Origin of the sequence: Microcoleus sp. (assembly GCF_041354475.1) — a bacterium.
GTDB lineage: Bacteria > Cyanobacteriota > Cyanobacteriia > Cyanobacteriales > Microcoleaceae > Microcoleus.
Genome location: NZ_JBGJZU010000013.1, coordinates 43,349 through 57,692, shown reverse-complemented (window position 1 = coordinate 57,692; position 14,344 = coordinate 43,349). Strand labels below are relative to the sequence as shown.

Genomic DNA, 14,344 nt, shown 5'->3' with positions numbered 1-14,344 from the left:
TTGATTTGGGAATGGGGAATGGTTCATGGGTAATTGCAAATAACCAATAACCAATAACAACTAACCAATAACCAATAACAACTAACCAATAACAACTAACCAATAACCAATAACCAATAACAACTAACTTATGCAACTTATCTATGACTTTGTGGCAACAACTTTTACCCTAACATTACCAGACATCTCCCCGCCATTACTGCTTGGGGTAGCCAATTGTATCATTTCTTTGTGTTACTTTGCGATCGCCTCACTGATTACTTTAGGTTTGTGGCGAAACCGCAAATTCGGCTTCGACACCTTCGCCACAGTCACAGGACTTATATTTTGGAGTTGTGCCTTCGGGCATAGCGGTCACGCAGCAGAACACTTAGGATTGCCACACTCCCCAGTTTGGCAAACGGTGTGCGATTGGATTACTGTAATGCCGGCGATCGCCTTTTTAAGCCTCTCCAACCGCTACAGCTTATTAGTAGGTTCCACCCAGATTCTGCAAGCCAAAAAAGATACAGAACAAGCACTTAGCGAAACTACCCAGCGATTCCAGGCAATTTTCGATCAAGCTTTTCAATTAATCGCGCTATTAGAACCAGACGGTACTCTGATCGAAGCCAATCAAACAGCGTTGGAGTTGGGCAATTTCCAAGCGTCAGAGGTACTCGGACAGAAATTTTGGCAAATACCTTGGTGGGCATCATCCCCAACTAACCAGCAACAACTAAAAGCTAACATTCAACAAGTCTCCGCAGGCAAATTTGTCCGATCGGAATACGAAATCATCGGATTAAATCACCAGGTGACAGTAATTGATGTGTCCTTTAAGCCTTTATTAAATGAAGCAGGGGAAGTATTTCAAATACTCGCAGAAGGCCGCGATATTACCCAGCGCAAACAGACAGAAGCTGAGTTGCAGCAGCTAACCGCAGAACTAGAGCAGCGAGTGAATGAAAGAACTGAGGAAATTCTGCAAACTAACACCCTATTGCAACAGGAAATTGGCGATCGCACCGCAGCCGAACAGCAGCTATTACGGCTCAAATCAATTTTAGAAGCAACAACAGACTGGGTAGCTATGGCAGACGCCAAAGGGCAGAGTCTTTATATGAACCGCGCCACCAGAGAAATATTGAATGTTGGAGACAGTACAGATTTAACAGGAGTCAGCATTTCTGACGTAATATCTCCCAAAAGTAAGGAAACTATTGTGAAAGTCGGCATACCCGCAGCTTGCCGAGATGGGGTGTGGAGTGGCGAGATAATTTGGCAGACTTTAGACGGGAAAGAAATAGCAGTTTCTCAAGTAATCATTGCTCACAAATCCGAGGGTGGAGAAGTAGAATTTTTGTCAACGATCGCCCGAAATATTACCAGTCGCAAGCGCACGGAACAAGTGATGCAGCAAAACTTGCAAATGCTCGACCTTGCCAGCGATGCTTTGATTATTCGAGAACTAGACGGGACGATTAATTACTGGAACCAAGGCGCTGAGAGAATGTACGGCTTCACGAAACAAGAAGCTTTAGGCAAATGCACTCATACTCTATTTACTACCATATTTCCCCAACCTTTAGAAACCATATTGGCACAGTTAGAGGATCGGGAATATTGGGAAGGAGAACTGATTCATACTACAAATTACCACACCAAAATTACCGTATTCAGCCGCTGGAATTTGCAGCGAGACGAACAGGGAAAACCCAAAGCAATTTTAGAAACTAACAACGACATTACAGGGCGCAAGCAAGCCGAAATCGAAAATCAAAGATTGAGATCGATCGTCGAAAGTAGCTCGGATTTTATCGGCATGGCAACAATGGAGGGAGAGCCATTTTACCTGAACTCCGCTGGCATCAAGCTAGTGGGACTCAACTCTCCCGAAGAACTCAAAACTAAGAATACGGGGGAATTCTTTTTTCCAGAAGACCTCCAGCAATTTACCGCAGAAATTATGCCCACAGTCATGGAAACGGGCTATTGGCGTGGCGAGTTTCGGTTCAAGCACTTTGGCACCGGCAAGAGCATTCCCGTTGACTACAGTCTATTTACAGTTAAACACCCAGAAACAGGAGAGCCTTTGGGTTTAGCGACGGTTACTCGCGACATCAGCGATCGCAAGCGGGCAGAAGAGATGTTGCGCGATCGCGAAAGACTATTCCGAGCCATTTTTGACCAATCGTTCCAATTTATAGGTCTGCTAGAACCCGACGGCACGATGTTAGAAGTCAACCAAACAGCCCTCTCCGCCACTGATGTGGGGATTGAAGACATAGTAGGGAAGCCGTTTTGGGAAACCCCGTGGTGGGATATTTCCCCAGAAGTCAAGCAGCGGGTACGAGAAGCTGTCGCCAAAGCCGCCGGCGGCGAGGTAGTTCGCTACGAAGCGGAAGTCCTAGTTACCGGAGGTTTCGTCACAACCATTGACTTCTCCCTCAAACCCATCAAAGACGAGAGCGGCAAAGTCGTGCTGTTAATTCCAGAAGGCCGCGACATCAGCGATCGCATTGCCCTAGAACGAGAACTAACCTTGCGTCAAGCCCGCTTTGATGCCTTTTTCGCCGCTTCACCAGCGGGAATGTTTATCACCGACGACAAACTGCGCTTCGTGCAGTTCAACCAGAAGATGGCCGAATTCGGTGGTCAGCCCGCTTCAGCATATATGGGCAAAACCCTATGGGAAGTTGAACCGGAAATGGCACCGACCATTGAGCCTTTGTACCAGCAGGTTTTGAGTAGCAACCAACCCATTTTAAACCTGGAACTCTGCCTTGCAACTAACGCAGAGCCTAGTGTGATGCGGGACTGGGTGGCATCTTACTTTCCTTTACCCGGACAGGATGGCAAACCGATCGGTATTGGTACCTTCATCTGGGAAGTGACCGATCGCAAAAACCTAGAACGAGAACTCGCGTTGCGTCAAGCCCGCTTTGACGCATTTTTTGCAGCCGCCCCAGCCTCAATGTTTATCTTTGACGACCAACTGCGATTCGTGCAAGTAAATGAAAAATTAGCCGAAACCACCGGGCCGTCAGTATCGGAACACCTCGGCAAAACGGTGAGGGAAATTGCACCCCAAATGGTCGATACTTTAGAGCCGATGCTGCAAAATATTCTGGCGAACAACGAACCTGTTTTGAACATCGAGTTATCCGGTACAACCCTGAGTCAACCGGGCGTCATGCGGTATTGGCTGGCTTCTTACTTTCCTTTGTCAGGAGAGAGTGGCACACCGATCGGTGTCGGCGGAGTAGCAGTCGAAATTACCGATCGCAAACAAGCAGAACAAGAACGCGATCGGTTTTTCACCCTTTCCCTAGACTTGCTGTGCATCGCCGATTTTGAAGGCAAATTCAAGCGCGTCAATCCCGCCTGGGCAACAACCCTCGGCTACACTTTAGAAGAACTACAAGAACAACCTTTTCTCAATTTTGTTCATCCAGACGATCGCCAACATACCGCATCCGAAGCTAACAAAATAGCTCAGGGAGTCGAAACAATCGCGTTTGAAAATCGCTACCGCTGCAAAGACGGTTCCTACAAGTGGCTGTCGTGGAAATCACGACCTTTACACCAAGAAAAGATCATGTATGCAGTGGCTCGCGACATTACCGACAGCAAACACGCAATTAGTCAATTACAAGAAACAACCGCCCAGTTAGCCCGTTCCGAATCCGAATTTAGACAGCAAAAAAACCTCTTGCAACTGCTAATTGATAGCATTGGTGAAGGCGTAGTTGCAGCCGACACAAAAGGCAATTTTTTCCTGTTCAACCCCGCCGCCGAAAATATCTTTGGCTTGGGTTCAACAGACACACTGCCCGACGAGTGGTCGGCAAAATACGGTTTATTTTTGAGCGATGGAGTCACTCCCTATCCCACCGCCGACATACCTTTAACGCGGGCCATTCGAGGAGAAATAGTTGACGACGCAGAGGTTTTCACCAGGCACGCAGGCAAGCCAGAGGGTGTGTGGGTAAAAATTAACGGCCGGCCGCTCAAAGACGAAACAGGGGCGATCCAAGGTGGCGTAGTTGTCTGTCGCAACATCACCGAAGAAAAAGCATCTACCAAGCGAATGCAGCAGTTAGCAGAGTCACAAGAACGCTTACTGCAAGAACTCAAAACGCGGCAAAATGCCCTCGATGAATCCGCCATCGTCAGCGAAACAGACCTCAAAGGCATCATCACCTACGTCAACGAAAGATTCACTCAAATATCTGGTTACAGTATGGGAGAACTCCTCAACCGCGACCACCGCATCGTCAACTCCGGCTATCATCCCAAATCATTTTTTCAAGAAATGTGGCTGACGATTTCTCGCGGCTTGGTATGGAAGGGTGAAATAAAAAATCGGCGCAAAGACGGCTCGTTTTATTGGGTAGATTCCACCATCGCCCCCATCTTTGACACCCATGGTAAAATTATTAAATATATTGCCATCCGCTTTGACATCAATGAACGCAAAGAAGCACAAGAAGGACTAGAAAAATTAGCAGCAGAACGGAAAGCAGAAGCTGATTCAATGACCCAGCAGGTCCTCAAATTGTTAGGAGAAATTAAAGGCGCGGCTCAAGGCGATTTGACAGTTAGAGCAGAAGTTAATAACGATGTTTTAGGCGCTGTCGCCGACTCCTTCAACTTCCTGATCGGTTCCCTGCGAAAAGTGGTTACAGGAATTCAAACTTTAGCAGAACAGGTAACATCAGCCACCGATGAGTCAATTAGTAATACCAGCCAACTGACGCAACAAGCAGAAGTTCAAGCAGCCAAAATATCTGCCATCATGCAAGAAATCGATCGCATTGTCAATTCAATCCGTGACGTGCGAGATGTTTCGGTGCGCGCCGAAACAGTCGCCCAACAGTCTTCTCACACCGCTGAGGCTGGCGGTATGGCGGTCGATCGAGCTGTAGAAGGCATTAACGAACTCCGATTGACAATCGCCTCAACCTCAAAAATGATGAAACGTTTAGGTGAGTCTTCCCAACAAATCGGCAAAATTGTGACATCTATTTCGCAACTTGCTTCCCAAACTAATTTGCTAGCCCTGAATGCTACCATTGAAGCCGCGCGGGCAGGGGAACAAGGTTTAGGTTTTGCAGTTGTAGCCGAAGAAGTAAGAAAATTAGCAGAAAGATCCGCCGGTGCGACGGAAGAAATCTCCGAAATTGTCGGCACAATTCAAGAAGAAATCAGTCGTGTAATGAAGGCAATGGAATCAGGGACACTGGAAGTAGTGGAAGGTACTAAACTCGCCAGCGAAGCTAAAACTCACCTGAACGCCATCATCGAAGTTAGCCGGGAAATGAACGCTTTGGTGCAAAATATTACTCGCGCCTCAGCCAAACAAACTATTTCGGCTGAAGAGATTTCTAACAGTATGCAGCAAGTGAATGAGATTGCGAATACAACTGCTCAAAAAGGTTCGGATGTTAAAGCATCTTTGGACGATCTGTCTGGTTCTGTTTCTAAATTGCAAAAGTCAGTCGCGAATTTTAGGAGTTAGTTGACGGTTGTCAGTTGACTGTCAGCAGGTCGGACACGGCAATGCCCATTGGTGTCAACTTAAGCTATAGCAACCGCCAGTCCTCTCGCCTACCCGCCAGTCCGCCAGGGAATGAATTCCCTGTCTAATAGCTAAAGTCCTCTTAAGAGGACTCATGAGTTCTTCAGTCCTCTTAAGAGGACTTTAGCTTTGAGGCAGGGGTTTAAACCCCTGTCGGACTGTGGAATGAACCTGGTTGTTGACACCAATGGGCTTTTGGAGTGTCCTGATGGTTAACTGTCAACTGCCAACTGCCAACTGCCAACAGCCCACTGCCCACTGCCCACTGGCCACTGCCCACTGACTAATATGAATGATATCGACTTAAACGAATTAATAGATGCTTTTACCGCTGAAACCCAAGAGTTTTTGCAATCAATGGAAACCAACTTATTGGGAATGGAATCTGGTGATTTAAAACAGCGAGAAGCCGCAGTAAAAGAAATGTTTCGAGCGGCTCACTCCATCAAAGGTGCTGGTTCGATGTTGGGGTTTAACAACGTATCTGCCGCAGCTCACACTCTGGAGGAGTGTTTTGTCATTTTTCGCGATCGCACAGACTTGTCAGCCCTAGAACAGACAACAGTAACTCTATTGCTACAAGGTGTGGATGCTCTCAAAAAAATTACTACCGAATCAATTCACCACTCCGATGTCAGCAGTCCCGATCAAACAGAAAACTTGGAGATAATCGCCCAAATTCAACTTCAATTCGAGCGTCAATACGGCAGGCCAGAACCACCGGCAGTTCCGGTAATCAGCAAATCCCCCGCCCCAGAAACCCTGAAATTGATTTTTGAACACGAATTACCACCAGTCTTAAATCGCCTAGAAACCGAACTTTCCCAAGCTTCAGAGGCTGATTTAGCAACCAGCGTCACCGCACTCAACCAGGTTTATTACCAACTCTCCGGTTTAGCTGGAATGTTGCAATTGCCAGACTTTGGGAAAGTTGCCGAACCCCTCAGAGATTTGATCGACTCAAAGGATTTAACACTAGAACAGTTGCAATCCCAGGGTTGGGCGATTGCTCAAAACCTACAAACCGCACGTCAGCAAATATTAGCAGGAAAGGCGATCGACCCCCCCAAAATCTCCCCCCCCACTCAGGAAGAAAGCCAACCAGAACCCAAAACCAAGGACACCCACGCACCATCCACCGCCCCTACACCATCCTCAGTCCCCAGCCCCCAGCGCCCCACAATCCGAGTAGACTTAGAACGCTTGACAGAATTAGTCAATCTAGTCGGGGAATTAGTCATCAACCGCACCAACTTAGAACTTCAAGAATCCGAACTGCGTGGCGAAGTCAAGCGCATCCGTCGCAGTATTATCGATTTGAACCAATTCGGCGGTCAGTTGCGAGAAGAATATGACAGGATGAGCTTTGGAGACTGGAAAAGTGCCCATGACAACCTAGGAATCGGAAAATTTGCAGAACTAAACCAAGAAATTCCCACCATTACTAACGGCAAATCCTCTAGACCCAATTCTCACTTTGATGTCTTAGAAATGGATCAATACACAGAGTTCCACTCTACAGCCTCTGAAGTGATCGAAACCACCGAAGCAATTGCTCAATCTGCCACCAAATTAGACTCCTTATCCATGAGATTCGAGCGCAGTATCGACCAACTGCGCCGCATTACCGAACAACTACGCAGTCGCGTCATGCAGTTGCGAGTCGTCAGTTTCAGTCGCGCCGTCGATCATTTGCCACGAGCACTCAGGGATATGTGTCTCACCTATGATAAAGATGTCAATCTGCTGCTGTTAGGACGCGATACCAAAATTGACGAAAGTTTGCTAGATGCTTTGCGCGACCCCTTGGTACATCTAGTGAGAAATGCTTTTGACCACGGCATTGAAATGCCAGAAATTCGGCAGCAAATGGGCAAGCCAGCCAGCGGTCAAATTGAAATAGAAGCGCGACACCAAGGGGGTCAAACTATTATCACTGTCGCCGATGATGGTAAAGGTATTGACCCGGAAATCATTCGCCACAAAATTGTGAAAAAGGGTTTGGCCACAGAGGAACAAGCCGAAGATTTTTCGATTGCGGAACTCTACGATTTTCTATTTTGGCCTGGTTTCAGCACAGTCGAAGAAGTGAGCGACCTTTCAGGGCGGGGAGTTGGCCTAGACGTGGTACGAGCGAATTTGCGGACGGTTCGAGGCACTGTAAAGGTGGATTCTCGCCTGGGAAAAGGCACGAGTTTTATCATCAAACTGCCACTTTTACTGTCGATTACTGACGCCTTGATGGTGAAGACCGATCGCAATAAAATAGCAGTACCACTGGATGCAGTCGAGGAAATTCTCCACATCAAAGCCTCCGAAGTGCACACCGCCGGAAATCAGCCCATGCTGTGGTGGCGGGAGGAATTTATTCGTTTAGTGCGACTCCAAGACTTGCTCGAATATAGCGTTTTAGGCCCCGATGCCCCCTCTCCTGACCCTTTGACCCAGGATCACATTCCGGTGCTAGTTTTAGCTTCTAGCGAAGGAATGCTCGCGGTGGCCGTAGAACGGCTCATCGGTCAGCAGGAAATTGTGGTAAAACCCTTACCATCGCCTCTGTCTAAGCCTCGTGGGGTTTTGGGAAGTACAATTTTAGGAGACGGGCGAGTGGTGACTATTTTGGATGTCGATGATTTGGTGGGCCAACCTTCAGCCAATAGTTCGATCGCCCCTGTGTCTGGTAAAGTACCACATTTAGCACCAACTTCGAGTCATGCACCGCAAATTTTAGTGGTAGACGATTCCTATACAATTCGGCAATTGCTGTCATTGATGCTGACGAGAGCTCGCTATCGAGTAGTGCAAGCCAAGGACGGCTTGGACGCCCTGGAAAAGTTGCAAAACGGTCTCGATTGCAGTTTAGCGATTGTGGATATTGAAATGCCCCGGATGGATGGATTTGAATTTTTGCGATCGCTGCGATCGACCCAACGGTTTGCTAAAATTCCCGTAGCCATGCTCACCTCCCGCAGCGGTGAAAAACACCGCCAAATGGCAATGGAACTAGGCGCAAATCAATACTTCACCAAACCTTACAGCGAAGCCCAACTTTTAGAAGCCATCCCCAAACTAATCAAACATCAAACAATATGATTAACGAACCGCGAAGACACAAAGAGCGCGAAGAAAGAACAGCATTTTCTTCCTTCCCCCTTGGGGAGTAGAGGGTGGCAGGGGGGTTCTTCCTTCGCGTCCTTCGCGCCTTCGCGGTTCAATAATCTTCAATCCACAATCCCAAATCGACATGACTCACGCCAACTACAATCGCCGCTTCCGCAACCAGAAACAAACTAATGCCAGATCCCCGGCCCGCAAATTAGTTTCCTTTGACCTAGGCAGCGTTTATTATGCTGTTCCCATTGAACGAGTACAGCGCGTTGTCAAAGACTTTAATCCCTACGGTTTTTTAGATAGTGGTAATAGTTTAGTCAGGCATCAGGAAGAACTAATTACGCTAATTGATTTATCTAAAATATTTAAATCCACTAAAAGTATGGCTGACTGCAACTACCTAATTGTTTGCACTTTCAATCAAGGCGAGCGGTTGGGAATTCCCATTCCTGATATGCCGAAGATTTTAGAAATTTCCGAAGCAGCTTTTTGCGAAATTCCCCTATTGTACCGCCAACAGCAACTACCTGCGGCTGTTGAAAAATTAATTCGCGCACCGGATGGTTCCGAAGTCTTTTATTTAAATTTGGATTTATTGAACTCAATTTAGCTCAGTTATAAGATAAAATATAAATGGTATTTTGTCAACGATATATGAAAAAAAATACAATGAAAAAAATTACAATATTGTCGATCGCCCTACTGATGTTGGCAGCAATTCCAGAGTGTCCCCAGGTGGGACTAGGGCTAAGTGCGATCGGCCAACCAAAAACTCCCCAACCACCCAAAAAAGACGACCCCAAAAACCTCGGCTACGTCTCCCCGGAATTTGCCGAAAAGGTGTCCCAACAGGAAATTGAGCAAATCAACGCCAACGTCGAAACCCTGCTGCTAACTCAAAGCTGCATCCGCTGCGACCTCCGAGGTATAAAATTAGTTAACCTTACTTTAAAAAACCCGATCGTTACCGGAGCAGACTTATCAGACGCCAACCTCAGCGGAGGTACTTTCGAGATAGCAGATTTTGTCAACACGAACCTAGCACGCACCGACTTAAGTGGCTCAGTTTTAATAGGAGCCAGAATCAGCAATACTAATTTCAGGAAAGCCAACTTGACAAATACTAATTTAGATGGCGCTGACTTACGCTTTGCTGACTTGAGAGATGCTAATCTTTCTAATACGAACCTCCGCAATTCTAACATGGATGGTGCTAGTCTCGATCGAGCAAGTATGGGAGGAACAACTATGCCAGATGGCAGGAAAAATTAATGATATTCAATCATTTTAGTTTTTCATCGACACCAACTTTTTGTTATTTATGAGTAGCCTGACCTTTGCCTCAGCTCATCAGCTAGCGCTAATGATTCGCGATCGCGAAGTCTCTGCCGTCGAAGTTCTCGACGCTTACCTGACTCAAATCGCCAAGCACAACTCGAAACTAAATGCCATCTGTACGCTGGATGAAGACAATGCCCGTACTAGAGCAAAACTTGCAGATGAAGCCCTAGCCAAAGGAGAAAACTGGGGTGCTTTACATGGCGTTCCCATTACCATTAAAGACATTTTTGAGACAGCGGGACTCCGCACCACAGCAGGCTATATTCCCCTCAAAAATTATGTGCCTCAACAGGATGCAACGGCTGTGGCAAGATTGCGATCGGCAGGTGCTGTCATCATGGGAAAAACCAACATGGCGGAACTGGCTGCCGATTATCAAAGCACAAATTCTCTGTTTCCACGGGTGAATAATCCTTGGCATCTTGACTATACTCCTGGTGGTAGTTCTGGGGGGAGTGCCGCTGCTGTGGCCGCCGGACTTTCACCGTTGGATTTGGGCAACGATTTCGGAGGTTCGGTGCGTCAACCCGCTCATTTTTGCGGTGTCTATGGTTTAAAGCCGACGGATCGCCGTATTTCTACAGCAGGGCAAATTCCAGAAGTGCCGGGAATGCCATTGTGTATCCGGCAAATGATGACTGTGGGGTGTTTTGCCCGATCGCTAGAAGATATCCGGTTGTGTTTTTCCTTAATTGCAGGCGCGGATCTGCGACGCCCTGATGTGCCACCGATTCCACTCGATCGACCTTCTGGCAAGCCTTTGCAAAATCTCAAAATCGCTTGGAGTGAGGAATGGACGGAAGTTCCAGTTGCTGCTGAGATTCGAGCGGCGATGAATGCGATCGCACAAACACTCTCTCACGCAGGTGTCCAAGCCGAACCCTGGCTTCCCAAAGACTTTGATCTTGCACACATATTTAATCTCTACGGACGGGTATCAGCATACCTTAATATCTACGCTCAACCAGTCGATAAATATAATTTACGTCGTAGTTTGGAGTTGCTATTCCGCACAGCAACCCAAGGCGATAAGGAACTCCGAAAATTGGGTAATTTCACCAGATTTCTACCAGAATTATTGAATCCAAGTTTGAAAGGATATTTTGAGGCACTTACAGAACGCGATCGCTTCACTGCCGATATGGATGAAGCATTAGAACCGTGGGATGTATGGCTTTGTCCAGTTGCGGCAACCGCTGCGTTTACCCATCGTCCCGCTTGGAGTGCCGTTGACATTGATGGCAGATCCTATCCTCATGCAGTGGCAAACGGGGCTTACACCATGCCTTCTAATCTTAGTGGACATCCTGCCGTGGTAATTCCAATTGGCAAAACTCAAAATGGTTTACCGATTGGAATGCAAATTGTTGGTAAGCGGTGGTGCGAAATGGAGTTGTTGGCGATCGCAAGTGCGATCGACAAAGTGGTTGGCGGCTTTCAACACCCACCTGGTTACTGAGCATTTTATAAAGTTTCACTTGATGGTCAAGAATACAATCAGTTAAGTTTAAAGAGCAGAACACTGAAGCTTATTTAGCTGCAACAGTAGATAGAGTATTTTGGTTACTGCTAGAAACCTATCTGTCTGATTTTGCTAAAGTAAAGCTGAACGAACAAGAAGAATATGTAAACAAATCGTATGTATCGTCTAGAAGTTTTATAGCACCTGCGATAGTCACTGTCACCTTAAATGGGAAATGGAAAGCAGATATTCCGTTTGGTTCTAAAGATAATATGTCATACAATGCAAGTATAGAGGCGATCGCAAGTCTCTTACAGGCAAGCGGAATACCTAAGCTGAAGTTCTCATTCACAATGGAGTCTATACGCACATAGCTGTTTGCAAAATAAGAGTTGTGGTAGTGTGCGTCAGGTTTTATGTTCTAAATTTGCACATAAATTATGATTCCCGGACACCGTTTGTTGTGTGGTGCGTCAGTTGTGAGATGGTTGGTTTGGATCGAAAATAATGGTAGCTGACGCACCCTACTACTGACGCTAATTTAGACGGTGCAGACTTGCGCTTTGCTGACTTGAGAGATGCCAACCTTTCTAATACGAATCTCCGCAATGCGAACATGGATGGTGCTAGTCTCGATCGAGCCAGTATGGGAGGAACTACCATGCCCGATGGTCGGAAAAACCAATAATATTAAATTCGTCATTCATGACGGCTAGCTATATTAACCGCCATGCAATTAAAGTCGCGGTTTTACCTTTAGCCGCGATCGGTTCGCAAGGTTCAACCCTTAGATTTTGTGACATCCTTTGATAAACAGCATCAGAAATAGTAATCGCACCACCAGGCGTGGCACTTTCTAAGCGTTTTGCTGTATTGACAACATCACCAATCACCGTATAAGTCCGAACATCTTCACCGCCAAATAGCCCTTCAATAACGCTCCCGCAATGCACCCCGCATCCCGCACCAATTCCATATAATTCAAGCATTTCTAAAGCAGCTTTACTCATAGATTTAGCCGCAGCAATTCCCTGCTGTGGCGTAGCATAAATCGCCATAACTTCATCGGCTGTAAATGTTATTCTTAAAGGCTGAAACTTGGCGGCGGCTGGTTCAACACAACGATAATATTCATTGAGAACCGCTGCAACTGTCTCAGGGGAAGTTTTTTCGCACCAACTTGTAAAACCGCGAATATCCATAAATAAAATCGTGCGATCGCACTTTTGAAAAGCCAAACCTGCTGGATTATTAAGCGCTGTTTCTACTACATGACTTCCCATCCCCCATTCTGCCATATTTCCCAGTAGTTGAGCAGTTTTTTGTAGCTGCTTTCTCTGTTTGACAAGCTGTACCGACTGGAACCCTAAAAGCAAACCGATAAACACCATACTCCAACTAAGAAACCAGTGCGTTGCCGACCGTGAAAATGTCACTATCAATTCTAAATTAGCAATTAAATATTGAGACTTAATCCCAATCACAACATAAAAAGCTACCACCATCAGAGCCCTTACCAAACTTTCCAGTGGAATCAGCCAATAATCAATACCCTTAGCCCAATGGAATCGCAATCCTTGCAAAATAGCAATCATCAGAGAAAATAACCAAAAGACAACGTGACTAGGATTTTGGAAAAAATCTAGCCCGTCTATCGGCACATCAATCAGCGTATAGATACCAACGCAGATCAGGTTTCCCCAAAAACGGTGGCATCTCGAGTTCGACAGATACCAAGCCTGAACAAGCATTGCTACTATTAGTAAATATTCAGTTGGATCTGTGATAAATTTGAACAAACCAGCTAATATCAAGTCTGATAAACTCTTCAGAATTAAAAAATGGCCGCTATTACTTAATACTTCACTGAGAAATGCACTGGTGCGGCTTCCTTGTAGCCGACTTTCCCATACATTTTTTGACTTGAGACTTGATTTTGCCATTTCAATACTTCTATTTTTCATCTTAATTAAAGGTCAGCGACCAGAGAATTATTGTATACCAGTCCCCCAAAAAAGATGCAACTGTAGAGAGAATTAAAACCACGATATTCATCAGTCATTCCAGAAAAAAAATGGTATTAGCTATCTTCCTCTGTTGTTTGCTGGCGGCGTTTCCGAAAAATACCAGTCATATTGATTCCTGTTACCAGCATAAAAATCACACCCAAACCCACCAAAAACACATAGATTGGCATCAAAAAATCTCCCAAATATTCTCCTTGGTGGATATTCAAAAAAACTTCTCCTACCTCTTTCGGCATCTTAAACCAGCTTCTGCCAACTCGGTAGATTACACCTGTCACCGTACTGACTGTTAAAGGCAATAAAATAATCGGTGCAGCAATACGGTGAACCTTACGAAAATCAAGTTTAGCACCTGGTCTTTCAGGGCGTGCGCGACCAAAAAATTTGGTCATAGTCAAACCAGTGACTATCAGCCCAATCACTCCCAAAGCCAGCAAAAGCACATAAAATGGTCTGAGTTCCTTTCCGAGATAGCTTCCTTGGTGAATCACCATAAAAATCTCAGCAGCATCACCTTCTATACCAAACCAATCTTCTCCCAGCCGATAGGCAACTCCCGTTATGGCACTCAATAGTAAAGGAATGAAAATAATCGGTGCAACTTGGCGGTGAAGTTTGCGAAAATTAATGCTAGCCATCTATTTATTCTCCTATTTTTTAGATATTTTGTTGTTGACAAATCAGATATTCTTGGACGCACGGGTAGGCAGAAACCGGGTTTTTTTGCGAAAATATTTCGCTTTTGTATAGTTTTGGACGCACGGGTAGGCAGAAACCGGGTTTTTTTGCGAAAATATTTCGTTGTTACCCGCAGATTCGGTAAAAAACCCGGTTTCTTTG

General features: G+C 46.0%; 8 protein-coding genes. 6 read left to right on the top strand and 2 right to left on the bottom strand.

Going from position 1 to position 14,344, the window contains the following annotated elements; translation table 11 throughout:
• The first annotated feature begins 130 nt into the window (after nucleotides 1-130).
• The 6 genes from ACBR23_RS07475 (at nucleotide 131) to ACBR23_RS07450 (ending at nucleotide 12,165) form a co-directional block, all read left to right on the top strand.
• Nucleotides 131-5,503, top strand: coding sequence for a PAS domain S-box protein (locus ACBR23_RS07475; protein WP_371119303.1), 5,373 nt, complete (start codon nucleotides 131-133; stop codon nucleotides 5,501-5,503).
• Between the two features lie 348 nt (nucleotides 5,504-5,851).
• Nucleotides 5,852-8,656, top strand: a complete 2,805-nt coding sequence (locus tag ACBR23_RS07470) for a response regulator (protein ID WP_371119304.1) — start codon at nucleotides 5,852-5,854, stop codon at nucleotides 8,654-8,656.
• Nucleotides 8,657-8,807: 151 nt separating this feature from the next.
• Nucleotides 8,808-9,284, top strand: a complete 477-nt coding sequence (locus tag ACBR23_RS07465; protein WP_371115148.1) for a chemotaxis protein CheW — start codon at nucleotides 8,808-8,810, stop codon at nucleotides 9,282-9,284.
• Nucleotides 9,285-9,343: 59 nt separating this feature from the next.
• Entirely contained in the window at nucleotides 9,344-9,946 is a 603-nt protein-coding gene (locus ACBR23_RS07460; protein WP_371115149.1) for a pentapeptide repeat-containing protein, read from the top strand.
• Nucleotides 9,947-9,995: 49 nt separating this feature from the next.
• Complete coding sequence (locus ACBR23_RS07455; RefSeq protein WP_371119305.1) at nucleotides 9,996-11,474, top strand: amidase; 1,479 nt, start codon at nucleotides 9,996-9,998, stop codon at nucleotides 11,472-11,474.
• A 559-nt stretch (nucleotides 11,475-12,033) separates the two neighbouring features.
• Nucleotides 12,034-12,165: a pentapeptide repeat-containing protein gene (locus ACBR23_RS07450; RefSeq protein WP_371120923.1), complete on the top strand. Its 132-nt coding sequence runs from the start codon at nucleotides 12,034-12,036 to the stop codon at nucleotides 12,163-12,165.
• Nucleotides 12,166-12,193: 28 nt separating this feature from the next.
• Here the strand turns inward: ACBR23_RS07450 and ACBR23_RS07445 are convergent, their stop codons facing one another.
• A complete protein-coding gene (locus ACBR23_RS07445; RefSeq protein ID WP_371119306.1) occupies nucleotides 12,194-13,420 on the bottom strand; it encodes an adenylate/guanylate cyclase domain-containing protein in 1,227 nt (408 codons plus the stop codon).
• Between the two features lie 137 nt (nucleotides 13,421-13,557).
• Entirely contained in the window at nucleotides 13,558-14,142 is a 585-nt protein-coding gene (locus ACBR23_RS07440; RefSeq protein WP_371119307.1) for a PepSY domain-containing protein, read from the bottom strand.
• Nucleotides 14,143-14,344 lie beyond the last annotated feature (202 nt).

What these genes read in the sequence shown, in the direction of transcription:
- ACBR23_RS07475 (WP_371119303.1), top strand. Translation starts at nt 131, where the DNA reads ATGCAACTTATCTATGACTTTGTGGCAACAACTTTTACCCTAACATTA.
- ACBR23_RS07470 (WP_371119304.1), top strand. Translation starts at nt 5,852, where the DNA reads ATGAATGATATCGACTTAAACGAATTAATAGATGCTTTTACCGCTGAA.
- ACBR23_RS07465 (WP_371115148.1), top strand. Translation starts at nt 8,808, where the DNA reads ATGACTCACGCCAACTACAATCGCCGCTTCCGCAACCAGAAACAAACT.
- ACBR23_RS07460 (WP_371115149.1), top strand. Translation starts at nt 9,344, where the DNA reads ATGAAAAAAATTACAATATTGTCGATCGCCCTACTGATGTTGGCAGCA.
- ACBR23_RS07455 (WP_371119305.1), top strand. Translation starts at nt 9,996, where the DNA reads ATGAGTAGCCTGACCTTTGCCTCAGCTCATCAGCTAGCGCTAATGATT.
- ACBR23_RS07445 (WP_371119306.1), bottom strand. Translation starts at nt 13,420, where the DNA reads ATGGCAAAATCAAGTCTCAAGTCAAAAAATGTATGGGAAAGTCGGCTA.
- ACBR23_RS07440 (WP_371119307.1), bottom strand. Translation starts at nt 14,142, where the DNA reads ATGGCTAGCATTAATTTTCGCAAACTTCACCGCCAAGTTGCACCGATT.